The 26,021-nt window shown below is 46.0% G+C and carries 21 protein-coding genes and 1 pseudogene; 8 read left to right on the plus strand and 14 right to left on the minus strand.

Going from position 1 to position 26,021, the window contains the following annotated elements; genetic code table 11:
* Positions 1–40: 40 nt before the first annotated feature.
* On the plus strand, positions 41–628 hold the full coding sequence (locus tag MHH40_RS06650) for a YjgB family protein (RefSeq protein WP_050944802.1): 588 nt from the start codon (positions 41–43) through the stop codon (positions 626–628).
* Between the two features lie 45 nt (positions 629–673).
* Here MHH40_RS06650 and MHH40_RS06655 read toward each other — a convergent pair whose 3' ends face one another.
* Positions 674–1,177 (minus strand): DoxX family protein, encoded by a 504-nt coding sequence (locus tag MHH40_RS06655; protein WP_003214123.1) that lies wholly within the window; start codon positions 1,175–1,177, stop codon positions 674–676.
* 194 nt (positions 1,178–1,371) lie between these two features.
* Between MHH40_RS06655 and MHH40_RS06660 the strand changes: the two genes are divergently transcribed.
* Positions 1,372–2,130, plus strand: coding sequence for a DUF817 domain-containing protein (locus MHH40_RS06660; protein ID WP_050944803.1), 759 nt, complete (start codon positions 1,372–1,374; stop codon positions 2,128–2,130).
* 18 nt (positions 2,131–2,148) lie between these two features.
* On the opposite strand, the gene nagE is transcribed toward MHH40_RS06660, so the two are convergent.
* A complete protein-coding gene (gene nagE / locus MHH40_RS06665) occupies positions 2,149–3,513 on the minus strand; it encodes an N-acetylglucosamine-specific PTS transporter subunit IIBC (protein WP_050944804.1) in 1,365 nt (454 codons plus the stop codon).
* A gap of 187 nt (positions 3,514–3,700) precedes the next feature.
* Between nagE and map the strand changes: the two genes are divergently transcribed.
* From map to MHH40_RS06680, 3 genes are all read left to right on the plus strand, one after another.
* A complete protein-coding gene (map, locus tag MHH40_RS06670) occupies positions 3,701–4,450 on the plus strand; it encodes a type I methionyl aminopeptidase (RefSeq protein WP_003213886.1) in 750 nt (249 codons plus the stop codon).
* A gap of 124 nt (positions 4,451–4,574) precedes the next feature.
* Positions 4,575–4,736 (plus strand): hypothetical protein, encoded by a 162-nt coding sequence (locus MHH40_RS06675; RefSeq protein ID WP_003214360.1) that lies wholly within the window; start codon positions 4,575–4,577, stop codon positions 4,734–4,736.
* A gap of 134 nt (positions 4,737–4,870) precedes the next feature.
* On the plus strand, positions 4,871–5,008 hold the full coding sequence (locus tag MHH40_RS06680) for a YflJ family protein (protein ID WP_003214303.1): 138 nt from the start codon (positions 4,871–4,873) through the stop codon (positions 5,006–5,008).
* A gap of 42 nt (positions 5,009–5,050) precedes the next feature.
* Here the strand turns inward: MHH40_RS06680 and MHH40_RS06685 are convergent, their stop codons facing one another.
* Positions 5,051–5,701, minus strand: coding sequence for an MOSC domain-containing protein (locus MHH40_RS06685; RefSeq protein WP_003214182.1), 651 nt, complete (start codon positions 5,699–5,701; stop codon positions 5,051–5,053).
* 122 nt (positions 5,702–5,823) lie between these two features.
* Between MHH40_RS06685 and MHH40_RS06690 the strand changes: the two genes are divergently transcribed.
* A complete protein-coding gene (locus tag MHH40_RS06690; protein WP_050944813.1) occupies positions 5,824–6,096 on the plus strand; it encodes an acylphosphatase in 273 nt (90 codons plus the stop codon).
* A gap of 27 nt (positions 6,097–6,123) precedes the next feature.
* Here MHH40_RS06690 and MHH40_RS06695 read toward each other — a convergent pair whose 3' ends face one another.
* Both MHH40_RS06695 and MHH40_RS06700 read right to left on the minus strand, forming a co-directional pair.
* Complete coding sequence (locus MHH40_RS06695) at positions 6,124–7,230, minus strand: nitric oxide synthase oxygenase (RefSeq protein WP_050944805.1); 1,107 nt, start codon at positions 7,228–7,230, stop codon at positions 6,124–6,126.
* Between the two features lie 104 nt (positions 7,231–7,334).
* Positions 7,335–7,892 carry a PadR family transcriptional regulator gene (locus tag MHH40_RS06700; protein ID WP_050944806.1) on the minus strand — a complete coding sequence of 186 codons (558 nt, stop codon included), beginning with the start codon at positions 7,890–7,892 and terminating at the stop codon, positions 7,335–7,337.
* Between the two features lie 112 nt (positions 7,893–8,004).
* Here MHH40_RS06700 and MHH40_RS06705 point away from each other — a divergent pair, with 112 nt between their 5' ends.
* Positions 8,005–8,490, plus strand: a complete 486-nt coding sequence (locus MHH40_RS06705) for a phenolic acid decarboxylase (protein WP_050944807.1) — start codon at positions 8,005–8,007, stop codon at positions 8,488–8,490.
* Between the two features lie 72 nt (positions 8,491–8,562).
* Here the strand turns inward: MHH40_RS06705 and MHH40_RS06710 are convergent, their stop codons facing one another.
* The 6 genes from MHH40_RS06710 to MHH40_RS06735 all read right to left on the minus strand — a co-directional run bounded on the left by MHH40_RS06710 (position 8,563) and on the right by MHH40_RS06735 (position 18,107).
* On the minus strand, positions 8,563–10,194 hold the full coding sequence (locus tag MHH40_RS06710) for a M14 family metallopeptidase (protein WP_050944808.1): 1,632 nt from the start codon (positions 10,192–10,194) through the stop codon (positions 8,563–8,565).
* Between the two features lie 179 nt (positions 10,195–10,373).
* Positions 10,374–11,672 carry a citrate:proton symporter gene (locus tag MHH40_RS06715; RefSeq protein ID WP_050944809.1) on the minus strand — a complete coding sequence of 433 codons (1,299 nt, stop codon included), beginning with the start codon at positions 11,670–11,672 and terminating at the stop codon, positions 10,374–10,376.
* 191 nt (positions 11,673–11,863) lie between these two features.
* Positions 11,864–12,844 (minus strand): tripartite tricarboxylate transporter substrate-binding protein, encoded by a 981-nt coding sequence (locus MHH40_RS06720; RefSeq protein ID WP_050944810.1) that lies wholly within the window; start codon positions 12,842–12,844, stop codon positions 11,864–11,866.
* 3 nt (positions 12,845–12,847) lie between these two features.
* Positions 12,848–13,546 carry a response regulator gene (locus MHH40_RS06725; protein WP_050944814.1) on the minus strand — a complete coding sequence of 233 codons (699 nt, stop codon included), beginning with the start codon at positions 13,544–13,546 and terminating at the stop codon, positions 12,848–12,850.
* Between the two features lie 3 nt (positions 13,547–13,549).
* Entirely contained in the window at positions 13,550–15,145 is a 1,596-nt protein-coding gene (locus tag MHH40_RS06730; protein ID WP_050944815.1) for a sensor histidine kinase, read from the minus strand.
* Positions 15,146–15,284: 139 nt separating this feature from the next.
* Positions 15,285–18,107, minus strand: coding sequence for an exosporium glycoprotein BclB-related protein (locus tag MHH40_RS06735; RefSeq protein ID WP_340900798.1), 2,823 nt, complete (start codon positions 18,105–18,107; stop codon positions 15,285–15,287).
* Between the two features lie 363 nt (positions 18,108–18,470).
* On the opposite strand from MHH40_RS06735, the pseudogene MHH40_RS18850 reads away from it, so the two are divergent.
* Positions 18,471–19,331: pseudogene (locus MHH40_RS18850) on the plus strand (DDE-type integrase/transposase/recombinase); the annotation flags it as partial.
* Between the two features lie 337 nt (positions 19,332–19,668).
* Here the strand turns inward: MHH40_RS18850 and MHH40_RS06745 are convergent.
* The 3 genes from MHH40_RS06745 to MHH40_RS06755 form a co-directional block, all read right to left on the minus strand.
* On the minus strand, positions 19,669–22,788 hold the full coding sequence (locus MHH40_RS06745; protein WP_340900799.1) for a hypothetical protein: 3,120 nt from the start codon (positions 22,786–22,788) through the stop codon (positions 19,669–19,671).
* A gap of 112 nt (positions 22,789–22,900) precedes the next feature.
* Positions 22,901–23,986, minus strand: a complete 1,086-nt coding sequence (gene ribD / locus MHH40_RS06750; protein ID WP_050945776.1) for a bifunctional diaminohydroxyphosphoribosylaminopyrimidine deaminase/5-amino-6-(5-phosphoribosylamino)uracil reductase RibD — start codon at positions 23,984–23,986, stop codon at positions 22,901–22,903.
* A gap of 276 nt (positions 23,987–24,262) precedes the next feature.
* Entirely contained in the window at positions 24,263–26,020 is a 1,758-nt protein-coding gene (locus tag MHH40_RS06755) for a WD40 repeat domain-containing protein (RefSeq protein WP_050945775.1), read from the minus strand.
* Between the last annotated feature and the right edge of the window lies 1 nt (position 26,021).

Consider the following 26,021-nt stretch of genomic DNA (forward strand, 5'->3'; position numbering starts at 1 on the left):
CTATTGCACCGGGTATAGAAAGAAGAAGGAGGGATTTATGATGAAAAAAACAACCGCTTTTGTCATGACTGCTTCACTCGCTACGTCCTGCCTCATTGGATTCAGTCCTGCAGTCTCAGCACACGCCATGACCAAAACAGCAGTCGAACAATCCGTTCCTCAAGGTCCGAAAACCGCACTAAACAACATTTATGAGCTGGCACATAAAGGACAAATGCCGTATTATGCAAAAGGTCTTAAAATTGGAGTTCAAACAAAGATGGATGTCCATCATAAACTAGGAAATCCATATCCAGAAACAGGTCAAAGCAGCTTTGATTTGTATCATGCTGAAATGGGGAATCCGGGATTTGCTTTTCATTATGATGCAAAAGGCAAAATTGACGAAATCCGTTATTTCGGTACAAATGTAGAAAAAGAAACGAATATCGGCGGAATGACTCCTTCCCTATTAAAGAAACAACTTGGACAAGCCAATTCGGTCAGCACCATTCCACAGACAAAAGAGAAAAAATACGTGTATCGTACTGGAGATTATGAGCTGGAATTTATCGCCGGCCATGACCCAGATATAAATCAGCAGAAGCTCACCGTCCTGCATATTAATCTGGTGAAAGCTGATTCCTAAATAAAAAAAGCATCCTGAGCAGAAGCTGAGGATGCTTTTTCTTTATTATGAAGCCACTTCTAAATGCGGCTTTCTTTTCATAGTTCGTTTCAAGACGGGACCTGCGACATAATCAAGTCCAAATTTGCCTGCATTTCCTTTCGCAGCCATGATGACGATGGCAATGAGCAGAAGAAGCGGGTTGACAGAGACGGTACCAGCTAGTAAGAAAGAGACATTCATCATGCTTCCGAAAAACGCTGCGGTTGTTGTGAATAATCCAACAATTAATCCTAGACCTACTAAAATTTCTCCCCACATGACCATGGCACTGAATAGTCCAGCATTCGGCAAAGCGACATTTTCTAAAAACCATACATAGAACGGATACACAAGGTTTCCATCTTTGACAACAGGTTCAGCTATCGCAAATTGTAAATATCCTGATGCATCGAATCCGCCTGTTAGTTTTCCTATACCAGATGTGAGCCAAGTCCAACCGATATAAAGTCTTGCTGCCAAAAGGATAACCGCTGCCCATACATTCGTTTGTAAGAATTTTGTAAACATGATGATGCCTCCCTTTAATTTATGTGAATTTCTTCACATTTTCTTTATGATCTTATTATACTATGTTAAAACTAATTTGTGATCTTTTTCACATACGTATTCACAAATTGTTCATGAATATCTAGTTGAGGTAACTTTTCCCTTGCTAAATCCGTCTTAGTCATTTCAGACAATGAAAAGAGGTTTCATTTTGTATGAAAACATTATTCCAGTTTGCTTACTTACAGGCGATGTCGTGTCTATTCCCCGTCATGATCTTTGCAGCGCTTGCCCTATCAAAGATAGTGACGATTCCTTTTCTACACCGGTATGATTTCATTCTACTGCTTTGCCTTCTTGCCCAGATACTCATGCTGACGCTTCGGCTGGAGACATTGAATGAATTGAAGGTGATCTGTCTATTTCACATAATAGGTATTGGCTTAGAATTGTATAAAGTTCATATGGGTTCTTGGTCCTATCCTGAAGAGGCTTATATGAAGGTATTTGGGGTTCCGCTCTATAGCGGGTTTATGTATGCGAGTGTAGCAAGCTATATTTATCAGGCACTGTCCCGGCTTCACGTGCAGGTCAGTTCATGGCCCCATCCGTTTCTTTCAATTGGGATTAGCTTGTGTATTTATCTCAATTTTTTTACGCATCACTGGCTCTATGATCTCAGGTGGTGGCTGACATTACTGCTTGTTGTCGTATTTCGAAAAACGTCCGTCTCGTTTCAGGTTGGCTCTTCTACCTTCCGAATGCCGCTTGTCGTCTCTTTCTTGCTGATTGGTTTCTTTATTTGGATTGCCGAAAATGTCACCACCTTTTTAGGGGCATGGCAATATCCAAATCAACAGCACGCTTGGTCTCTCGTCCATCTTGGGAAAATCAGTTCTTGGTTTTTACTTGTTGTGATCAGTATTGTGCTCGTCATTGAACAGCGCAAACAAAAAAACGTTCAGCCGATTTGACCTGGCTGAACGCTTTTTTTAATCTCGATCGACTTCCTTGCGAAGATCATCTGCGACAAATTCTACATTCGTTCCAATGATGATTTGTACGGAGGTTTTCCCTGAAGTCAGTACCCCTTTGGCACCTGCTTTTTTCAATGTGCCTTCATTTAATAAATGTGTATCTTCTACTGTTAAACGCAGGCGGGTGGCACAATGATCAATGGCGGTGATATTGTCTTTGCCGCCAAGTCCCTCTAAAAGTATACTCGCACCTGCCGTCTTCGTATCATCGGCTGCAATATCTTCAATGTCCTCATCTTCTCTACCCGGTGTTTTGAGCTTTAACAGTTTAATGAGGAAATAGAAAACGACAAAGTACACAATGCCATAAAGCACCCCAACCCCAAGCAGCATGAGTGGTTTTTGTGCAATGCCAAAGCTTAAAACGTAATCAATTGCTCCTGCTGAAAAAGCGAAGCCGCTATGAATCCCGAGAATGTTCACAATAAAGAGCGAAAGACCCGTTAGTACAGCATGGACACCATATAAGAGTGGAGATAAAAACATAAATGAAAATTCAATTGGTTCAGTGATCCCTGTAATAAATGACGTAAGCGCCATCCCAATCATCAGGCCAGCCGTTGCTTTTCGCTTTTCAGGCTTTGCGGTCACAATCATGGCTAGACATGCCGCTGGCAGACCGAACATCATCACTGGGAAGAAACCAGTCATAAAGACACCCGCGCTCGGATCTCCTTTAAAGAATCGCGCTAGATCTCCTGTTGCCCCGCTGAATTCCCCGAATTGAAACCAAAATAAGTTATTTAGCACATGATGAAGCCCTAATGGAATGAGCAAGCGGTTAAAGAAACCAAACAGCCCTGCACCCGTTGCACCAAGACTTAAAATCCATTCCCCTAATCCATTGATCCCGCTTTGAATCGGAGGCCATACAAATCCGAAAACGGCTGCTAATAAAATGGTGAAAAGTGCGGTCATAATTGGCACAAGCCGTCTTCCGCTAAAGAAACCTAAGTATTCTGGTAGCTTCGTATCCTTGAAGCGATTGTACACATAACCTGCCAATAGCCCGCATAAAATACCGCCCAATACCCCCATATTGTTCGTTGAATTAATCGACGTTGTACCAGCTGATAAAATAAAATAAGAGATTGCACCTGATAATGCCGCTGCCCCGTTACCATCCTTTGCAATGCCGATCGCTATCCCCATTGCAAAAATTAAAGCCAGGTTTGCAAAAATGGCATTTCCAGCCGCATGAATAAACGGGATATCGAATACATCCTCCCGCCCAATAGCCAAAATAATCCCTGCTGCTGGAAGTACAGCGATTGGAAGCATAAAAGATTTGCCTAGCTTTTGAAAAAACTGAAACACCATTTGTCTTCTCCCCCTTTGTCATCATCATGACTAAACGTCCATGATGCTCATAAAAAATATATCATATACACATCTAGTTATCTATACCAATTTGTCCACATTCATTTGAATTCCGCTCTTTACTCTTTTTGCGTAAAATGTGGTAAGCTATTGAATAGAATGAAGTTATAGAAAGCGGGAATGAACAGTGATTGTCAAACATGATCATGAGTTAGAAGCCTTAAAAAAAGTCGGCCGAATTGTCGCTTTGGCAAGAGAAGAAATGAAAAGCCAAGCGAAACCAGGCATGTCTACAAAAGAACTAGATTTGATTGGGAAAAAAATATTAGAAGAACATGGGGCGAATTCAGCACCCGAAAAGGAATATGACTTCCCTGGGACGACTTGTATCAGCGTGAACGATGAAGTTGCTCACGGTATTCCAAGTGAAAAAACCATTTTACAAGAGGGCGACCTCATCAATATTGATATCTCAGCAGAGCTGGACGGCTATTATTCCGATACCGGTATTTCATTCGTATTAGGTACAGGTGATGCTCGTCTTGAAGCATTATGCCAGTGTGCAGAGGATGCATTCCTTGAAGGATTAAAGCATGCAAAAGCCGGTAAAAGACAAAACCAAATTGGCCGTGCGGTCTACAATACAGCAAAAGAACAAGGATTTACTGTCATTAAAAATCTGACAGGACATGGTATTGGGAAAAATCTGCATGAAGCACCTAACCATATTTTGAACTATTATGATCCATTCGATAATGCTTTGTTTAAGAATGGCACCGTGATCGCCTTCGAACCTTTTATTTCAACAAATGCTGAATCGATTTATCAGGCTGATGACGGCTGGACCTTTAAAACACCAGATAAAAGCCTAGTCGCACAGATTGAACATACCATTGTCATCACAAAAGACGAACCGATTATATTAACGAAGCTATAAGCCAGCTGATCCCCTTTTTCATTGGAGGGGATCCTTTTCGTTTCCCTTTCACGAATCTGTCACGACTAAACAAAAATGCCTGTGGTAAAATAGGCAAAGATATGCGAAAGGGGTCTTATTTGATATGTGGTTCATCATCATCGGCGTTATCTTTTTGATTGAAAGTATTATCTTAACGGTTGTAGGTATTAAGAAAAAACAATCCATGATGACTTATCTTGGTATTGTCATCATGATTATGACAGTGGGCATGATCATCGTTACCCTCAACCCGCCAAATTCATAAATGATCATTTCCAGCATATACATGGATCATAGGAAGATAGAATCAGTTTTCATTTATTCATACCTGCACACTTTTCACGTCCTTTTTTGAGATGTTACAATGCAGGCAGTTTCAATTGAAAGGAGTTTTCTATCATGCATTATGGTAGCAAAGGCTGGTATGTCGAAGAATTAAAGAAGCTTGGTGTGACCAAGCATGAAGGAAGAAAGCTTCAAAGCTTAAAAACATATTTCCTTGCAAATCTTCTTGAGCAAAAGAAACCTAGCTCATAAGCGCTTCAAAGCCGTACATCTTATGCTGATGTACGGCTTTTTTTAAATGGGCTGAATTCGTTTTTCTAAAGACTTCCTGACGACATCTGCTAAGGCATCTACTTCAAGAACGGCTTTTAGCCTCTCTGGACTTGTTTGACGATATTTGACCTCGTTCACTTCATGGACTGTAATGTGATGAGGTGCTTTTTCTACTAATACAAGAGAAGCATCAGCAGGCACTAAGCCTTCTTTCAGCACCCGTAAATAAAAGCCGGTATACCCCGTTTGCTGTACTTCCTTTACAAGCTTCATGTTGCCATGCTTAAAAGATAGTTTCACACACGGCTGTCTTGGCTGGCTCACTTCAACAAGTGCTTCTCCAAGCTGAAATACATCGCCAATCCGCACTTCTGTTTCAACTAGTTGGTGCACGGTCACATTCTCACCGAAGGCAGCTTCCTGTAACGGAACCCCTAAAAACTGCTCAAAATAAGCATAATGATCGTATGGAAAGACGCAGACGGCTTTATCATATCCTCCATGATGAACCAAATCACCTTGACCATCTCCCTCAAAATTGACCTTACTCAAATAGACAGGCTCATGAATTCGCTTTTTGTTGATGGCTGTTTTGATTTCTTTTCCGTTTGCATAGGTCGTGATGGGTTGTCCTACTTGAATTCCTACTATGTCGTATCTCTTCTGTCCCACGATGACCATCTCCTTTGATTGTCTCATGGCTATTATTTTACATCGTTAGACAATGAAATCATAGTCGATGCGTGAAGGTCAGTTACATGCTATGGTACGATGAGAAAAAAGGAGAGATGACATTGATTCATTATCATGCCATTGTCACAGGACGGGTGCAGGGAGTCGGTTTTCGCTATTTTGTACAAGGAGAAGCCGTCAATCGCGGGATGAAAGGCTGGGTACGCAACACAGATGAAGGACATGTCGAGTTAAAGGTAGAGGGTGAGCAGCAGGAAGTGCTTGATTTCTTAAAGACTGTCCGGAAAGGAAGCCCTTTTTCAAAGGTCACAGATATGCAGATGGAGCCGCTCACTGAGTTCGCTCATTATCAGGATTTTCGCATCAAGGGATGAAGTTTTCATAAAAAAACCTAGCTTTCGCTAGGCTTTTTCTGTTCCATGATAGGGCTTTTCCTGATAAAAATAATTCGGCTTCACAATGGTATTGTCGTAATGCTTGTGGAAGATGTGGGTAGCAGCTGGTGATACCGGTGGAATCAGCCAAGTCCAGTCCCCAGTCAGCTTACGGTCAGCCTTTTCTTCCTGCTTTTCGAACTGTTTGAATTGATGTGCTGCTGTATGGTGATCAACAATGGTCACCCCTGCTTCTCTGTAAGAATGGAGAACCGCCACATTCAACTCGACAATGGCTTTGTCCTTCCAAAGCGACGCATTCTTTGTCGTGTCCAGTCCTAAAATCGAAGCGACTTTTTTCAGCATATTGTAGCGATTTTCATCGGCTAGATTACGTGCGCCAATTTCTGTGCCCATATACCAGCCATTGAACGGCGCTGCATTGTAATGAATACCACCAATCTCCAATTTCATATCAGCAATAATCGGAACGGCGTACCATTTCAGTCCTAAATCACGAAATCCTTCATATTCAGGATGGGTAATCTCGACTTCTTGGACGATTTCTTTCGGAAGCTCATACAAAACTGGCGATTGATCCTTTAGCTGAAACATGAGAGGCAGGATATCAAAATGCGTGCCTTCCCCTTTCCAGCCATGGGCTTCACACAACTTTGTTAATTCAAGAGAAGCCTCGTCGCCGATGATGCCGTACTCCGTCTCATAGCCTGCATAACGAACGAGCTGATGATTATAAATGACGACTTCCTTTTGTGCATGATTTTCTGGAGGAAAGATCGTAATGGATGGTTTGATTTTCCCATCATTGGTCGCATACTCAATATGATGAAAGAGTGCCTCTTTCACCTCTTCTTCTGTCTTCACATGACGGCAGTCGTGAACATGCAGGGTTGACCAAAATAAACGGCCAATGCAGCGGTTGCTGTTGCGCCACGCCATTTTCGCCCCATGCGCCAATTCCTCTTGTGTGTGAGTATACATCCCTTTAGAGTTAATTTCTTGTTTTATTTCATGCAGACGTGCTGCTTTCTCTTCATTTGACTTGCCCAATTCTTCATAGCATACAGAAATAAAAGCTTCTGCTTCATTCCACAACGCTTCTTGATTACTCAAACATACTCGCCTCACTTTAATACGAATATATCCATTGTAGCGGTTTCTATTTATAAATTCACTAGTTTCAAACCATTTTTTATCATATCATCCGACCATTGTCCTTAGAGCGAGGATGAATCAATCCGTTTAAGGGTTTGCTCAAGCCAGCGGACATAGCCTTTTTCTCTTTCAATTGCCCTTGTCAGCACTAAGTAATGCCCAAATTGCGCTGAATGAAGCGATTCAGCCCCAGGATCTTCCTCTATTAACGCATGCAGCTTATGCTTTAGCATGTCGACTTTCTTCGTGCGCTCTAGCAGTTGATGTGTAAACAGATCAGCCGCTTCTTTTTTGTCCATGGAGGAGATGAAAAATGTTTTGAGCATGAATTCATCCTTTGTTGTTTCTGGGATCGGGTCTTTTGTCCTTAACCACTGATGCAATGCTGCTTGCCCCGCCTCTGTGATTTGATAAACCTTCTTCTCCAGCTTCTTTCCTTGTATACGAACATCAAATTCAATAAACCCTTCTTCTGTGAGCCGTTTCAGCTCAGGGTAAATTTGGCTATGCTTCGCGCTCCAAAACTGTCCAAGGGAATCCTTAAAATGTTTGGTGATATCGTATCCAGTCAGCTCACACTGATCTAGTAAACCAAGAATGGCATATTTCAAAACTCTCATGATGTGCCTCCAACGTTTATTCTTTGACAATAGTATACCACAGGCTTTAAAATAAACATGTAAATCACGACATGTTTGAAACAACATCATTCTAATGAAAGAAGGAATCAACATGGAACAATTCGTTGGACTTCATATGATTTATACGTATGAAAATGGCTGGGAATATGAGATTTACATTAAAAACGATCACACCATTGATTACCGCATTCATAGCGGAATGGTTGGAGGCCGCTGGGTCCGTGATCAAGAAGTGAATATTGTGAAGCTAACAAAAGGCGTTTACAAAGTTTCTTGGACAGAGCCAACTGGGACAGACGTCTCTCTGAACTTTATGCCTGAAGAAAAACGCATGCATGGCGTCATCTTCTTCCCAAAATGGGTGCATGAACGTCCAGACATCACAGTTTGCTATCAAAATGACTACATCGATCTCATGAAAGAATCTCGTGAAAAGTACGAAACATATCCGAAATATGTTGTTCCAGAATTTGCGGACATTACGTATATCCATCATGCAGGTGTAAATGACGAAACCATTATCGCCGAAGCACCATATGAAGGCTTGACTGATGAAATAAGAGCAGGACGAAAATAAAAAAGCAGCACGCACTGTGCCGCTTCTAGATTGTAGACAAAGGGCTAAAATGATGTTGATTTTAGCCCTTTTTTATTTAATGCCCAACGTCCTTTTAGATAGCAAGAACCGGTATACTGGCAGTTCATCGCCTACTTTCGAAGCAATAAATCCAGAGGACATGTAGCTGTCTTTTGATTCTGGCTCAAGGGCAAGTGACAACAAATTCGTTTGCGGCTGCGCCGTGAAATATACCTTTGTCCCTTTTGGCAGCTGACGTTTCTTTTGGACGAGTTCTGTTTCAAGCTGAATATCTGTTTTACTCTTTTCATCTCGTTTTGTTACTTGATAGGCTTGTACCGGTACTTTTACACTGGCAGGCAATGTGACACTTTTTAACCCTAAGGTTTGAAGCTTCCGTTCTACCCCTTCATGTCCAGGTAAAACAAGATAAGCTGTCGGTCGCTCTCTCGACATGACAGGAGTAGCATCGCTCGCACTGTGAAAGCGTACAGGGACATTGATGGTCTGTCCTTTTTCAATATCTACCATTTCAAGCGAATCATCCACCGGCGCTTTGAAATCATCTTGAATGACCACTTGATCGTCATCATTCGATTGGAGACCTTTTTTCACCAGCTTCAAACGCTCCGTCACCATTTGCTGCTTCACCTGCTTTGCATGTTTCACCGTTGTTTCAATGATTTTTTCATGTGTGGTGACTTGTGCTGCGACGCGGCGGGTAAAGTCCTCTCTTCCAATGCCAATCCCTCTGCTTTCTACAAGAAAGGATAGTGCTGGGGAGAGTGCCAGAGCATTTCGACCAATTCGTGCATCCGTTCCACCTTCATAGAGATCAATCTTTCCATCCTTTCCTCTTGTGCTTGTATAATATAAATCATTTGAAAATCCTTGATTTGTCAGCGTTTCACGGACGCCGCTCACGTATAATTCATTTGACGTGAGCCGGATGCTTTCTGGAATATTCAAGTTCTTCCCTGATAAGATCAGTAAATCGTGATATTTGAGGGCTCCCGCTGAGCCGATATCTTCAAACTGCTTTTGACCCACATCGTATTCATGGGCATCAATGACTACTTCTGGTGTATACCGATTAAATTCTTGATGCAGGGCTGTGAGCTCTGGAGATTCTAATGTCATATGATCACGGTTTCCATCCATTCCGTTTGCAAGCCTGCGGTCAAACGCATAAGCACCATCAGGATTGATTCTCGGGACAATGATGATATTGACATGATTGAGTATACGCTCTCCTTCTTCACCAGCTAATCGTTTTGCGATGACGAGAGCCGATTCACCGGAGGCTGGTTCATTTCCGTGTATTTGTGCTTGAAGCCAGATCGTTGGCTTTTTTGAAAGTGGAGAAATATGACGATCCTTTGTAAAGTAGAGGGCTGGAATGGACCGTCCTTCAATGGATGTTCCAATCTGCTTCTGCGTAGCGTAAGGACTTTTGCGGACAATATCACGTAAGAATTGTTGAAGCTCTTCTTGTGTGGTGAAGGCTTCTCCTTTTTTCTGAAATGCGGGGGTATCGAACGTCTCGTCAGGCTCAGGGTATAGCTTCTTCACTGAGGCTGGCTGTTCATAACTCTTTCCATAATAAGGGGTATCTGCATGAGCTGAAGCTGGGCTCACCATCGACAAACTTCCTGCTATGAGACATACAGCAGCAAAAAGAATCGTGCCTTTTCGGTTGGACATGCTATCCTCTCCCTTCGTTGATTTGCATTATAAAGAAAAAAACAGTAAAAGTGTCAGTATTTTTCAAAAATATATCTTTTGGAGGAACAAGAGTGTTTTTGTATAGGGCAAATGAATTGTGCCTGCTCGGCAATATGACCTAAAAAAAGTGCCTGCTCACGTAGCAGACACTCTTTTATTTACCAAATGGAGATGGCCCCAATGAGTACCGACATGACCGTCATGGCGACAACTGCAAGCACAGCCCATTTCATGCCAAACTTCTGATGCTGATCCAGTGATACTCCAACAAGTCCAACAAGTAAATGAGTGGATGGAACAAGTGGGCTTAACATATGAATCGGCTGGCCAATAATAGAGGCTCTCGCGATTTCAATTTTATCAACACCGTATGCTGCCGCTGTTTCTGATAGGATCGGCAGGACCCCATAAAAGTATGCATCATTCGGCATAAAGAACGTAAAGATTCCGCTCGTTAACGCCACAATGACTGGAATGAAGCCGCCAAGCTGCTCTGGAATGGCAGATACAATCGAAATCGCCATTTCATCGACCATTTTTGTGCCTGTTAAGATGCCTGTAAAAACCCCTGCCGCAAATATCATGGAAGCAATCGCTAAAACGTTGGTTGAATGAGCCGCAATCCGCTCACGCTGCTGTTCAAGGTTCGGATAGTTCACGATAATTGCCACACAGAAAGCAAGAACAAATAGAACCGTTAAGCTGACTTTTCCAGAGACAAGAAGGAGCACCAATAACAACGTAAGCGACAGGTTAAACCACCAAAGTTTCGGCCGCTTGATGTCGTCCTGTAGTGCCGCTGCCATTTCATTTGCATGAATCGGCTGTTCGAGCTCAATGACACCAAGACGTTTTCTTTCAGACTTCCCAAGAAAATATGCCACCACAATCATGCTCAAAACCCCTGCACCAATGACTGGAATCATCGGACCAAATAAAAGTGATGGATCAACGCCAAGTGCACTCGCCGCTCTAGGTGTGGCTCCTCCCCATGGAATTGTATTCATAATCCCCATGCCAACTCCGGCAATTCCCGCTAAAATAATCGGTCGGATGCCAAGCAGCGTAAATAACGGAAGCATCGCTGTTGTTGTAATCATGTACGTTGTGGTTCCGTCACCATCAAGTGCAACAAGCATAGTCAGGACAGCTGTTCCGACGACAATTTTTAATGGATCGCCTTTGACGATTTTTAAAATTTTCGCCACCATCGGATCAAATAAACCCGCATCAATCATAATGCCAAAGTACAAAATCGCAAACATGATCATGACCGCCGTCGGTGCGACTTGCTGCACACCTTTGACAATCATGTCTGAAATTTCAGTAAAATGAAAACCTGCAATAAGAGCAAATGCAATTGGTGTTAACACCAATGCCGTTAAAACAGACATACGTTTCGTCATAATCAAAACCATAAATACAACCATCATAAGAAATCCTAAGATTGCTAACACTTTGTTCACCCCTTATGTTGTATACGCTTTCATTAAATGTTGGTATCCCATTTCCAACCCTTTCTGTCATGATATCTGACGCCTGAATTGAAGTAAATATTATGAATTTTAATTCTTTTTCGGTCGATAAATGCTTTTTGTTCATTTTGTTCAAACCTTGGTTTTGATGGATTCCATGAAAAAAAGCGGTCTCACTCGACCGCTTGTTCTCCTTGAATAAACTGCTCATATCGCCTTAATTGCTCTTCCATAAAGATCTTTGCCTCTTTGCTGTTCATATAACGACTTGTCCAGCCTTTTTGCTTTAATTGTTTTTTCCAGGACTTAGTCTGTGTCATTTTTTGAAGAAGCTGATCCCATTCACGAATCTCGTGCTGATTCATTTGTTTGAGTCCCATGACACCACGCCAATGAGAAAAGATGAGCGGGATTCCTTGCTCTTTCCAAGTAGGCACATCTTCAAATCCCTCTAAACGCTGATTGGTTGTGGTCGCTATGAGTTTTAGCCTCTTCTTTTCATAATCATGACGAACCTCTGTAATCGTTGTTGTTGCTGCATCCACCTCATGGTCAATGAGCGCCTGAAATAAATCATCTGCACTGTCAAATTTTAAAAATTGAATGCGGTATGGATCAATTCCTGCCATTTCTGCCGCTCGTGCGAATGAGATTTGATCATCATTTCCAAAGTCTGGGGCAAATCCAATTTTTAAGGAATCCGGTTTCTTCTTTAGTGTGTTTAATAGCTCCTTCCCATTTGAAAAGGGAGAATCTACTGGGACTGCGACGACCTGCCACTCTTCCGCAAGAATCGCAAGTGGCGTGACATCGTTCATTGTCATGTTACTGCTGCCAAGCAAATTACGGCTTAACAATAAGCTTGAATTTAAACTAATATAGTTGGTATCTCGCTCCAGCATATATGTCCATCCTTTATCCACCGTTCCGCCTCTTTGATAAAGGATATTCACCGGCCGCTTCACCAGCTTTTCCTTCTCGAGCACTGATTTCATCACTTGAGCTGTTTGGTCAAAGCCGCCGTCAGGGACACCAGACACCACGATATATAATGGGCTGTGCTGCAGGAAAGAGTCACCTCCCTTTTTTTCATTAAAGGTGAGCGGCATACAAAGACATATTATGATCACGACAAGGCATATTGCTTTTTTCATCTTTTAAGACTCCGCTTGCTTTTTGGCAGGATAATATTTTCGCTCTGGTCTGCCAATAATTCCGTACGCAAGCTCTGCCCGGCATTCTCCTGTTGTCACGAGATACTCAACATACCGTCTCGCTGTTGTACGTGATGCCCCCATCTTTTCTCCTAATTCTTCTGCTGTAATTCCATTATTCTCTGATGCCATCAATGTTTTCACCTTGTCCAAAGTCAGCGAATTGATGCCTGTAGGCAGGTCTCTGTCATCCTGTTCCTTTGGCTCTTCCTGCATCTGTCCAAAAAGCAAATCAATCATCGTTTGATTGACTTCATCCTTGGAATTGATGATGTCTTTCTTCTCTTTATATTCGGTTAAAACTTGCGCAAACTTTTGTGCGGTCACTGGTTTGATTAAATAATGAACCACTCCGTATTGAAGGGCATCTCTTAAAAGTGTCGTTTCCGTAGCCGCTGTGATAATAATCACATCTATTTCTGGATAGCGTTCTCTTAAAAGCGGCAACAGGTTTGTGCCGAGCTCATCGGGCATATACACATCAAGCAAGATGAGGTCGACTTGTTCCTTTTGAAGCGCCTCCCACATATCCTTTGCACTCTTTGCCTTTCCGGCGACTTGAAATCCTTCTATTTGTTGTATATAAGATGCATGAATGGCTGCGATTCGAAAATCATCCTCCGCAATGAGTACCTTCATCACCATTTATTCCCCCTTTGTGCCTTTCGGTATGTATGCAGTGAAGATGGCACCGCCTTCTTTTTGGTTCGTTATTTCAATCCAGCCCCCAAGTTCGTCCAATACTTCTTTGACATTGGCGAGTCCATAGCCTCGTCCTTCTCCCTTTGATGAATGTCCTCTTGTGAAAAGTTGTGAAATGGCTCCTTCATTGACACCATCCCCTGAATCAGACACCTCTATGATAATATCAAATCCAATATCTGTGATGAACAAGCTTACTTCTCTTTTCTCCTTATTCAATACGGCCTCAAACGCATTGTCTACGAGATTGCCGATGATGGTAATAAAGTGAGATAGACTTAAATGTGCTGGGAGCGGCTCCAATGAACTATTTTCATCGATGTGGAAATGTACCTTTTTCTCAGAGGCTTTCCCTAGCTTGCCAAGTAGGATGGCTTGTATTTTAGGAGAACGAATTTGCTTCATCAGTAAATCATGCTGACGGTTTTGCAGCGTATATTCTTCCTTTATTAAGTCAATGGCTTCATCCACTTGCTTCAGCTCAAGCAAACCTAAAATGGCGTACAGCTTATTTGAGAATTCGTGTGTTTGCGCTCTCAGGTCTTCTGAATATTGGCTGACCTCTGTTAATGTATCCAGCAGCTTCGTCAGCTCTGTTTTCTCCCTGAAGCTCACAATCCCTCCAAAGACACGGTTGTCCTGCACCACTTTTTTCACATTTAAGACATAGGTTTTATCATTGACGACGGTTTCGATGTTCGGTTCAATTGTCTCTTCCTTTAAATAGACAAGGAGATTGGCTTTTGGCAAGACTTGATCAATATGAAGCCGCAGCTCGGATGAAACGCGCAGCATGTGTTCAGCAGATGTATTCATCATCGTAATCGCGCCTTTGCAGTCAAATGCAATAATCCCTTCTTTTATCGCAAGCAGCATCGCTTCTCTTTCTCGAAATAATGAAGCAATTTCATGCGGTTCAAGACCCAATGTATCTTTACGAATACTTCTTGTTAAAAAGATCGCTCCGAATATACCAGGCAGGAGGACAAGAAGAGCAATATAGCTAAGCTTGAATAGTTGATGGGCGGTCGCTTGATCGATTTCCTTTTTTAAAAATTCGACGGTGACTGTGCCAATAATTTCTTCATGCTTGCCTGTTTCTTTCATAATCGGGGCACTGCCTCTGACAACGGTTTCACCATTAGAATCACCCGATGATATGGAGGTTCCCCCAAAAAGCAGGGTACTTCTTCCTCTAAATACACTGATGGTTTTTCCTACATTCTCATGGTTCGTATGAAAAAGGACCTTCCCTTTTTGATTGGTGATGAAGATGGCATGTGCTCTAACTTGATCCTTCATTTGCTCAAGTACTACCTGTTCTTCATTTTTCGATGCAGATGTGGCCACCGATGTTTTAATGGGCGGCATATATGAGATTGTTCTAGCGGTTTGCACCGCCAGCTGTTCTGCTTGCCGCTGCCTTTCTGAGGTCTGCAAAAAACCAAAACAAATGGTCAATAACGCAATGACAACAAGCAAAAGCCCGATAATTAATCCCAAAATTTTCGTTTGTAAAGTGACTTTCCTTTTGCCCATCCTCACCGCCACAACCCCTAATTCAATTAAATTCATCGAATAAACTCTAAGAAAATCATATCATTTTTTCTTGCGAAGTTAAGAGAAAATTCATTCAAACAAAAAAGGGACGACTCAAATTGAGTCATCCCTGTTTCAATTACGTGATGGATAAGCCTGCACTCGCATAGCCTGCTACGGTATTCACTAAGGAAAGACCAGTAGCTGTTGCCGAGAAGACAACAAGCAATCTTGTTTGCGCTGTGACTGGTACGTTCAAACCAGTAGCAATGCCGTTTGAAATAGCACCTATCGTTAAAATACCGGTTAACGCTGGAGCCAATGTGACACTCGCTACTTGCGTGAAACTGTTATCTGGTGTCGGTGAAGCGAATAAGCTAGCTGTCACTGTAATACTCGTGCCGACTAACGTCAATGCTGCCGTAGTACTAAAGTATCCGGCAAATGAAGTAATGGTACCGTCCCTTGGTACAGAGAATGCCATATTTAAAAGCGTACCTGCTGCACCTGTTAAGTCAATGACACCGCCTAAGATACTGACACCAGTTGCAGAGCTACCAAAGCCGACCAAACTAGATGTCCCGACTAGACCGCCTGCAATCGTTGTTAAAGCGACAGGTAAACCTGATGCAAACGGAATAATTGCACTCGATCCAGTAGCACCTGTGGCACCTGTGGCACCTGTGGCTCCCGTGGCTCCTGTTACTCCGGTTGCTCCGGTATCTCCTGTTACACCTGTGGCCCCGGTCAATCCTGTGGCTCCCGTTACTCCGGTTGCTCCGGTATCTCCTGTTACACCTGTGGCCCCAGTCAATCCTGTAGCTCCCGTTACTCCGGTCGCTCCGGTATCTCCTGTTACACCTGTGGCCCCAGTCAATCCTGTAGCTCCCGTTACTCCGGTCGCTCCGGTATCTCCTGTTACACCTGTGGCCCCGGTCAATCCTGTGGCTCCAGTGACACCTGTTGCACCTGTTACTCCGGTTGCTCCGGTATCTCCTGTTACACCCGTGGCCCCGGTCAATCCTGTGGCTCCAGTGACACCTGTTGCACCTGTTACTCCGGTCGCTCCGGTATCTCCTGTTACACCTGTGGCCCCGGTCAATCCTGTAGCTCCCGTTACTCCGGTCGCTCCGGTATCTCCTGTTACACCTGTGGCCCCGGTCAATCCTGTAGCTCCCGTTACTCCGGTCGCTCCGGTATCTCCTGTTACACCTGTGGCCCCGGTCAATCCTGTAGCTCCCGTTACTCCGGTCGCTCCGGTATCTCCTGTTACACCTGTGGCCCCGGTCAATCCTGTAGCTCCCGTTACTCCGGTTGCACCTGTTACTCCGGTTGCTCCGGTATCTCCTGTTACACCCGTGGCGCCGGTCAATCCTGTAGCTCCCGTTACTCCGGTCGCTCCGGTATCTCCTGTTACACCCGTGGCGCCGGTCAATCCTGTAGCTCCCGTTACTCCGGTCGCTCCGGTATCTCCTGTTACACCCGTGGCCCCGGTCAATCCTGTAGCTCCCGTTACTCCGGTCGCTCCGGTATCTCCTGTTACACCTGTGGCCCCGGTCAATCCTGTAGCTCCCGTTACTCCGGTCGCTCCGGTATCTCCTGTTACACCTGTGGCCCCGGTCAATCCTGTAGCTCCCGTTACTCCGGTTGCTCCCGTATCTCCTGTGGCGCCGGTCGCTCCTGTTCCTGTAGCACCGGTTGCTCCGGTCGCTCCCGTGGCTCCTGTTACTCCGGTTGCTCCCGTATCTCCTGTGGCGCCGGTTGCTCCTGTTCCTGTAGCACCGGTTGCTCCGGTCGCTCCCGTGGCTCCTGTTACTCCGGTTGCTCCCGTATCTCCTGTGGCGCCGGTCACTCCTGTTCCTGTAGCACCAGTTGCTCCCGTATCTCCTGTGGCTCCTGTTACTCCGGTTGCTCCCGTATCTCCTGTGGCGCCGGTCGCTCCTGTTCCTGTAGCACCGGTTGCTCCGGTCGCTCCCGTGGCTCCTGTTACTCCGGTTGCTCCCGTATCTCCTGTGGCGCCGGTTGCTCCTGTTCCTGTAGCACCGGTTGCTCCGGTCGCTCCCGTGGCTCCTGTTACTCCGGTTGCTCCCGTATCTCCTGTGGCGCCGGTCACTCCTGTTCCTGTAGCACCAGTTGCTCCCGTATCTCCTGTGGCTCCTGTTACTCCGGTTGCTCCCGTATCTCCTGTGGCGCCGGTTGCTCCTGTTCCTGTAGCACCGGTTGCTCCGGTCGCTCCCGTGGCTCCTGTTACTCCGGTTGCTCCCGTATCTCCTGTGGCGCCGGTTGCTCCTGTTCCTGTAGCACCGGTTGCTCCGGTCGCTCCCGTGGCTCCTGTTACTCCGGTTGCTCCCGTATCTCCTGTGGCGCCGGTTGCTCCTGTTCCTGTAGCACCGGTTGCTCCGGTCGCTCCCGTGGCTCCTGTTACTCCGGTCGCTCCCGTATCTCCTGTGGCGCCAGTCGCTCCTGTTCCTGTGGCTCCTGTAGCACCGGTTGCACCAGTTTCACCAGCTGCTGCTAACAAGGTATAATCTGGCGACGTACCTGGCGTACCTGTTGGTGGTGCTGTATTCACGATATACGTCCCACCTTCGAATGTCACCACTTGACCTACTGGATAGGTTGGGGCTACCGCTGGATCAAATGCCACGATACCCGTTAAGCCTACACCCGTGGCTCCAGTCGGGCCTGCTGGGCCTGCTGGACCTGCTGGACCCGCTGGACCAACTGCACCCGCCGGACCTGCTGGGCCTCTCCTTCCTCTCCCGCCTGGCGGACCTTGAATGACACAAACACAAGGATCTTTTCCGCAGCAAGGATTTTTCACTGGTTTTCCTGACTTTCCTTTCTTACAGCTATCACATTCCCATCCATCATCCTTATACGCATCATACCAGCTTCCTTTTTGGTAATGGCCTTTAGAATGAGAGGGATAGGTTTTTCCGCATTGTCTACATCTTTTCATAGAATCACCCCCATCCATCGTATTCAAGTATCTAGAAAATGGTGTTTGTACAATTTAAGTAAGCTACAAAATTTCAAAAACTTATTGCATATCACAAAGTGCACTTAATTCCTTTATTTTTCAGAATACCACTCAAGCTTATGCCCACCCTATATTTTCCATGATAGTACATCCCCTTAGTTCTCATCCAAATAACCAAGGGATTTTTCAACATTATTCTAAGGAGTGCACTTTAAGGGAAGTCTAAAAATTTGGAGGCGCTTTTCTTTCAGCTAAATTCACAAGGGGAGACAAAATCAAAGCGGTAAAACGCTACTTAAGTGGTTGAGAGAGTTTGTTTGGGATCACACATCATATTGGAGTGCACAAAAGGATACTTCACTATTGAAAACAGCTAAAATATTTGATTTGCCTTCTTCTTCAACGCTTTGGAATTGGCAACACGTAACGGAAACACAAGGAACAGACGCCCTCAAACCAAAGAAAAAGGGGCGTCCTCTATGAAAAAGAAAATAGGAAAGCAAGCACCAACTAAAGGATCAATGGAAGCTTACAGGCAGAGGTAGAACATTTGCACATGGTGAATGAGTATTTAAAAAAGTTGAATGCCTTAGTTCAAAACAAGGAACAATCACCAAACGAGACAAAGTGCAAGTAGTCTATCATATATGGCATAAGTATCCGGTGAAAACATTACTTCAACTCGCAGGTATTCCGCACAGTACCTACTATTACTGGGTGAAGCATTCGAATCGTCCTGATCGAGATGTGCCAAGCTGAAAAGATGATTCAAACCGTTTATAAGGAGCATCAAGGCCGTTATGGATACCGCCTGGAACCTTCGATAAAATTGCACCTAACATTTTAGCTAGTCACTTTCAAACTGAAAAGCGAATATGACAGAGTTCAAATTATTCGGGCAGAAGCTCTACCTTTCGCCCATATTAGATCTATTTAATGGTGAGATCATCACCTATACAATTGATTCAATACCCGTTTATTCCCTTGTCTCGACGATGCTTCATCAGGCATTCGACCGTTTGAAAGATGAGGAGAAGACCATTATGCATTCCGACCAAGGCGGGCATTATCAAATGAAGCATTATAGACATGCCCTAAAAAAACTGGGGATTACACAGAGTATGTCCCGAAAAGGCAACTGTTACGATAACGCAGTGATCGAAAATTTCTTTGGTATCTTTAAAGTCTGAATTTCTGTACCTAACTCATGCCTAGAAAGCTGTCTAATACGAACCCGTGGTTAAATTTCGGGGGCACTTCTTTATGGGCTATTTATGTATTTTTGAAACTTGTAACTCGAATTAGTCATATTGTAGTAGTTTGTCCTTCTGTGTCTACCACATTTTCCAACTTTGTTATCTGTTGAAAGCTACACTTCTTTATGAATTCACCATTTATTTAAATCTATACAAAAAACGAAAACGATGCTTGAAACTGTTTAGCACATTCTTTTTCTTAAAAAAGCTTTAGTATTACAAAAAAATCCAGTGCGAGATCAAAATTCATCTCGCACTGGCAGAACAAGGTTTGGATTAGAAAATTAATCGATTCGGAATAGTATAAGCCTTGCCAGTGAATAATCAATGGACTGACCGCTAAGGTTTCTTAACGAAATCGTTGTACCCGCAGGGATTTGCCCAGTAAAACCAATAGCATTAACTTCTTGACCAGCTGTTGTTCCGTTGTTATCACCAGTACCAGTACCACCTACACCATTAAGCTGTATGGCTATACTTGTTGGGCCAGCCTGACCAACAGTCGGAGAAACTAGTGCATTGACATAATAATTACCCGCCACCTGAACCGTGAATGTGTCTGGAGCTGTAAAAGTCACATTGTTCAAAAAGGTGGTTCCAGTAAATGCAAAATTTGCACCGTCAGCAACAGTATCAGCTCCCGTAACTACACTGGCAGACGCGGTCGCTAGTGCACCGGTTGCACCCGTCGCTCCTGTTGGACCAGTGTCACCTGTGGCTCCTGTTGGACCGGTGGCTCCGGTGACACCCGTGGCTCCGGTGGCTCCGGTATCTCCGGTGGCTCCCGTTGGACCGGTGGCTCCGGTGACACCCGTGGCTCCGGTGGCTCCGGTATCTCCGGTGGCTCCCGTTGGACCGGTGGCCCCTGTGACACCCGTGGCTCCGGTGGCTCCGGTATCTCCGGTGGCTCCTGTTGGACCAGTGGCTCCGGTGACACCCGTGGCTCCGGTGGCTCCGGTATCTCCGGTGGCTCCTGTTGGACCAGTGGCTCCGGTGACACCCGTGGCTCCGGTGGCTCCGGTATCTCCGGTGGCTCCCGTTGGACCGGTGGCTCCGGTGACACCCGTGGCTCCGGTGGCTCCGGTATCTCCGGTGGCTCCCGTTGGACCGGTGGCTCCGGTGACACCCGTGGCTCCGGTGGCTCCGGTATCTCCGGTGGCTCCCGTTGGACCGGTGGCCCCTGTGACACCCGTGGCTCCGGTGGCTCCGGTATCTCCGGTGGCTCCTGTTGGACCAGTGGCTCCGGTGACACCCGTGGCTCCGGTATCTCCGGTGGCTCCCGTTGGACCGGTGGCTCCGGTGACACCCGTGGCTCCGGTGGCTCCGGTATCTCCGGTGGCTCCCGTTGGACCGGTGGCCCCTGTGACACCCGTGGCTCCGGTGACACCCGTGGCTCCTGTGACACCCGTGGCTCCTGTTGCTCCGGTATCTCCGGTGGCTCCGGTGACACCCGTGGCTCCGGTGGCTCCGGTATCTCCGGTGGCTCCCGTCGGACCAGTGGCTCCTGTTGCTCCGGTATCTCCGGTGGCTCCCGTTGGACCGGTGGCTCCCGTCGGACCAGTGGCTCCTGTTGCTCCGGTATCTCCGGTGGCTCCCGTTGGACCGGTGGCTCCGGTGACACCCGTGGCTCCTGTTGCACCTGTATCTCCGGTGGCTCCCGTTGGACCGGTGGCTCCCGTGGCTCCGGTATCTCCGGTGGCTCCCGTCGGACCGGTGGCTCCCGTGGCTCCTGTTGCTCCGGTATCTCCGGTGGCTCCCGTCGGACCGGTGGCTCCCGTGGCTCCTGTTGCTCCGGTATCTCCGGTGGCTCCCGTTGGACCGGTGGCTCCCGTGGCTCCGGTATCTCCGGCGGCTCCCGTCGGACCAGTGGCTCCTGTGACACCCGTGGCTCCTGTTGCTCCGGTATCTCCGGTGGCTCCCGTTGGACCGGTGGCTCCTGTATCCCCGGTGGCTCCCGTGGCACCCGCGGCCGCTAATAGCGTATAATCTGGCGACGTATCTGGCGTACCTGTTGGCGGCGCTGTATTGACGATATACGTTCCGCCTTCAAATGTCACCACTTGACCTACTGGATAAGTAGGTGCTAATGCTGGGTCAAATGCTACAATGCCAGCTAATCCTACGCCGGTTGGACCTGTATCTCCGGTGGCTCCTGTTGCCCCTGTCGCTCCCGTGGCTCCTGTATCTCCGGTCGCTCCGGTTGCACCTGTATCTCCAGTTGCTCCGGTGACTCCTGTTGCCCCTGTCGCTCCGGTTGCACCTGTATCTCCAGTTGCTCCGGTGACTCCTGTTGCCCCTGTCGCTCCGGTTGCACCTGTATCTCCAGTTGCTCCGGTGACTCCTGTTGCCCCTGTCGCTCCGGTTGCACCTGTATCTCCAGTTGCTCCGGTGACTCCTGTTGCCCCTGTCGCTCCGGTTGCACCTGTGGCTCCCGTGGCTCCTGTATCTCCGGTCGCTCCTGCAGCTCCTGTTGCCCCTGTCGCTCCGGTTGCACCTGTATCTCCAGTTGCTCCGGTGACTCCTGTTGCCCCTGTCGCTCCGGTTGCACCTGTATCTCCAGTTGCTCCGGTGACTCCTGTTGCCCCTGTCGCTCCGGTTGCGCCTGTATCTCCAGTTGCTCCGGTGACTCCTGTGGCTCCGGTCGCTCCGGTTGCGCCTGTATCTCCAGTTGCTCCGGTGACTCCTGTGGCTCCGGTCGCTCCGGTTGCACCTGTGGCTCCCGTGGCTCCTGTATCTCCGGTCGCTCCTGTGGCTCCCGTGGCTCCCGTGGCTCCCGTGGCGCCTGTGGCTCCTGGATCTCCTGTGGCTCCCGTGGCTCCTGTGGCGCCTGCTGCTCCGGTTGCTCCTGTGGCGCCTGTTGCTCCTGGATCTCCTGTGGCTCCCGTGGCTCCTGTGGCGCCTGCTGCTCCTGTGGCGCCTGTGGCTCCTGTGGCTCCCGTGGCGCCTGTGGCGCCTGCTGCTCCCGTGGCTCCCGTGGCGCCTGTGGCTCCTGGATCTCCTGGATCTCCTGTGGCTCCCGTGGCGCCTGTGGCTCCTGCTGCTCCTGTGGCTCCCGTGGCGCCTGTGGCTCCTGCTGCTCCCGTGGCGCCTGTTGCTCCTGTGGCTCCTGCTGCTCCTGTGGCTCCCGTGGCGCCTGTGGCTCCTACTCCTGGTCCCGTTGGACCTGTTGGACCTGTTGGACCTGCTGGGCCTCTCCTTCCTCTCCCGCCTGGAGGACCTTGAATGACACAAACACAAGGATCTTTTCCGCAACAAGGGTTTTTCACTGGTCTTCTTGTTTGCCCTTTCTTACATCTATCACATTCCCATCCATCATCTTTATACGCATCATACCAGCTTCCTTTTTGGTAATGGGATTTAGAATGAGAGGGATAGGTTTTGCCGCATTGTCTACATCTTTTCATAGAATCACCCCCATCCATCGTATTCAACCTCATGGTGAAAGGTGTATGTACATTTTTATTTTTATTTAGAAAAGTTGAGAAGACCTTGCGCTCCATACACAAGGTCTTTGTTTCATTGAAATCTCATCGTCATTTTTAAATCTTTTCCTACCATACTATATTCAATATCCGCTGGACGGATCGCCTCTTTTAGTTTTTTCACACCCTCTCCTTCAAAGAAAGTAGGTGCGTCTTTCCCTCCGATCAATAAAGGCGCCATATAGATAACGGCTTCGTTCACAAATGATGCTTCTAAAAATGACGCACTCACACTGCCTCCTGCCTCAACAAGCACTGACATCACAGAGCGCTTCTTCAACATGTGTAACACATCCTGAAGATCTGTCCGATGTTCTCCGCTTGTGACAAATACTTGATGTCCTTTTTGTATCAGCTGATGATACTTTTTTTGATCGTAGTTTTGTGATGTACAAATAATGGTTTTCGCCATGTGATCTGTTAAGCATTTGGCATGAAGCGGAATTCTTAATGTGGAATCTAAAATGACACGAATGGGCTGGGTCATGATTGAATCTTTCACAATAAGACCTGCATCATCTTGAATAATCGTTTCGACACCTGTTATCACAGCATCTGCTTCTTGGCGCAATTGCTGCACTTCTTGCCTCGCTTCTGTTCCTGTGATCCATTTGCTTTCAAGTTGAGCTGTGGCAATTTTCCCATCTAATGAAATGGCTGATTTTAAGATGACGTAGGGAAGGTCTGATTGAATGAAATGGAAAAAAGGCACATTTAAGCGATCCGCCTCCTGTTTACATATTCCTTCATCTACTTCGATCCCTGCTTGTTTCAACACGGTAATCCCTTTCCCTGCTACAAGCGGATTCGGATCTTGCGTCGCAATGACTACTCGTTTCACACCACTTTTGATAATCGCTTCTGTGCAAGGACCCGTTTTCCCATGATGCGAACAAGGTTCGAGCGTTACATACAGATGAGCTCCTTCTGCCTTTTCTCCTGCCATGTGCAGTGCATGAATTTCAGCATGAGGTTCGCCCGCCTTCATGTGAGCACCCATTCCAACAATTTCACCTTGCTGCACAATGACTGCACCGACAAGCGGGTTTGGGGAGGTTTGCCCTTTCATTGCCTTTGCGTTGGCAATCGCCAGTTTCATATAAAACACATCGTCTTTCATGTGAGTCTCCTTTCTTCTCTTTCAAGGGAAAGAACTCCTTCAGGAAATGAAGGAGTTCTATTCTCATATTTTTTCCATCCGTTTCTTTTCAGAACGATCATAGTAAGGCAAGGAATAAAAAAGTTTATATGATGCTCGTTGTTTACAAAAACAGCATTTGCGACATTCATATTTATTAATGAGGAGCACATGCGGACAATTGAGTACAGTCAGACCTTTTTTCATATGTTCCTTGCAAACACTTATCATGAGAATCCCCCGCTTACATTCTTTTTCTTAATGAGAGATTACTTCTTTTGGAAATTGTTCAAATAAGCGCAGTACTTCGGTATACGTGCCATCTTCTCGAATATGATAAATCCCACCATCATACGAGCTTGCGTATACATCATTGCCTAATTGTCTGATGGCACTAATTCCATTCTTTGCAATTCTAATTGGGCCAGTATTGACCCCGAGCTCTGGATTCCACACAACGATATAGCCCCAATAATCTCCGCTCACAATATAGCCAGAGTCTGTGACAGAGACCGATTTAATCGAATACTGGTGTTCATTATGCTGGTCTAAAATTCTTCCTGTATGCAAATCAAACAATCTCACATTCTTGTCACGGCTGACAATGGCAATACGATCTCTTTTGCTATCAATGAATACGTCATTTAATAGCTCAGTCGCCCCGATATATTTCGCTTTTAAAGACAAGCTCTTCTTATCTAAAAGACAGATGGTTCCTTCTACCGCAGCTGTGATGATATGATCTCCTTCTACTTTTAGTGCTTTCACAGCACAATCGTGTGCTTTGGAACGGCCAACTTCCTTTAAATGCTCCGTCGAAATGACATGTACATAGCCGCCGTAAGTTCCAATATAGAATTGCCGATCCTCCTCGTGGAAATACACACTGTTGACCGGCCCTGTATTGAGATCAAACGAAACCATTTGCTGTAATGATTCATGAACAATATGCACCTGACTTGCATGATCTCCCCAAGCATAATAGCTTCCATCTCGTGCGACAGCCACTCCATTTGTTAAAACGCCTGTCGATTTAGCGATTTCAATCCCATTCTTTCTGAATTTTCCGTCATCTGATGCTGTGATGATATCTCCCGCATCAGTCAGTGCAATATCATTAATAGATGGTGTCGCCATTTCGATCTCATCTGATACCACTTTCCCCTTTTCAATAGACCATTCACAATACGTTTTTCCAAAGCTGGCTCCTAGGATGGATTTCTCATCCTCCGTCCAGACAAGCGAGCGCTCCCACTGATATTTATGAGGGAGAAGAGTATCAACCAAATCCCCTGTTTCGTAATTCCACAGCTTAATTAAATGGTCATAGCCTGCTGTCAGCAAGTAATTGCCGCTTGGAGAAAAGTTCACACGCTTGACGCCCTGTAAATGAGCTTTGATGATTTTTTTCTCCTGTAAAGTCACCGCATCATAAATAATAACGGTGCCATCGTCTCTGCCAAGTGCGAACACTTCTTTTTGATTGCTGCCGCTGATTGTGTCCAGCTCATAATCAAACGGACCGATCTCCCCTACAATTTCTCCTGTATCATACAGCCACACAAGAACATAGCCATCATCACCTGTTGTATAAGCTTTATCGCCATGTATCCATACAGCTAATACATCCTTGCTATGTCCATGAAATTCTCTTAGGATGGCTCCTGTTTCGATATCCCAGACTAAGCATCTTCTATCTCTAGATACCGATACAAGCAACGTATCCTGCTTCGCAAAAGCAACGGCTTCTACATCATCCGCATGACCAAATAGGGTGCGAATTTGAGTATGAGTACTTGTATCAAACAATTGAATGGTATAGTCTGACGATGCACTCGCTAAATACTTTCCGTTTTCAGAAAGAGATAAAGAGTTAATGATATGCTCGTGACTTCCAATAAACGTTCCTTCTCCTGTCGCCCGGTTCCACTGATAAATACAGCGGTCATAGCCGCCAGTGTAAACAATTTGGTCCTGCTGAGTTGATAAAACAGATGTAATTGGTCCTCTATGCATA

Origin of the sequence: Bacillus sp. FSL K6-2431 (genome assembly GCF_038005165.1) — a bacterium.
Classification (GTDB): domain Bacteria; phylum Bacillota; class Bacilli; order Bacillales; family Bacillaceae; genus Bacillus; species Bacillus pumilus.

What these genes read in the sequence shown, in the direction of transcription:
- MHH40_RS06650 (WP_050944802.1), top strand. Translation starts at nt 41, where the DNA reads ATGAAAAAAACAACCGCTTTTGTCATGACTGCTTCACTCGCTACGTCC.
- MHH40_RS06655 (WP_003214123.1), bottom strand. Translation starts at nt 1,177, where the DNA reads ATGTTTACAAAATTCTTACAAACGAATGTATGGGCAGCGGTTATCCTT.
- MHH40_RS06660 (WP_050944803.1), top strand. Translation starts at nt 1,372, where the DNA reads ATGAAAACATTATTCCAGTTTGCTTACTTACAGGCGATGTCGTGTCTA.
- nagE (WP_050944804.1), bottom strand. Translation starts at nt 3,513, where the DNA reads ATGGTGTTTCAGTTTTTTCAAAAGCTAGGCAAATCTTTTATGCTTCCA.
- MHH40_RS06675 (WP_003214360.1), top strand. Translation starts at nt 4,575, where the DNA reads ATGTGGTTCATCATCATCGGCGTTATCTTTTTGATTGAAAGTATTATC.
- MHH40_RS06680 (WP_003214303.1), top strand. Translation starts at nt 4,871, where the DNA reads ATGCATTATGGTAGCAAAGGCTGGTATGTCGAAGAATTAAAGAAGCTT.
- MHH40_RS06700 (WP_050944806.1), bottom strand. Translation starts at nt 7,892, where the DNA reads ATGAGAGTTTTGAAATATGCCATTCTTGGTTTACTAGATCAGTGTGAG.
- MHH40_RS06705 (WP_050944807.1), top strand. Translation starts at nt 8,005, where the DNA reads ATGGAACAATTCGTTGGACTTCATATGATTTATACGTATGAAAATGGC.
- MHH40_RS06710 (WP_050944808.1), bottom strand. Translation starts at nt 10,194, where the DNA reads ATGTCCAACCGAAAAGGCACGATTCTTTTTGCTGCTGTATGTCTCATA.
- MHH40_RS06720 (WP_050944810.1), bottom strand. Translation starts at nt 12,844, where the DNA reads ATGAAAAAAGCAATATGCCTTGTCGTGATCATAATATGTCTTTGTATG.
- MHH40_RS06730 (WP_050944815.1), bottom strand. Translation starts at nt 15,145, where the DNA reads ATGGGCAAAAGGAAAGTCACTTTACAAACGAAAATTTTGGGATTAATT.
- MHH40_RS06735 (WP_340900798.1), bottom strand. Translation starts at nt 18,107, where the DNA reads ATGAAAAGATGTAGACAATGCGGAAAAACCTATCCCTCTCATTCTAAA.
- MHH40_RS06745 (WP_340900799.1), bottom strand. Translation starts at nt 22,788, where the DNA reads ATGAAAAGATGTAGACAATGCGGCAAAACCTATCCCTCTCATTCTAAA.
- ribD (WP_050945776.1), bottom strand. Translation starts at nt 23,986, where the DNA reads ATGAAAGACGATGTGTTTTATATGAAACTGGCGATTGCCAACGCAAAG.
- MHH40_RS06755 (WP_050945775.1), bottom strand. Translation starts at nt 26,020, where the DNA reads ATGCATAGAGGACCAATTACATCTGTTTTATCAACTCAGCAGGACCAA.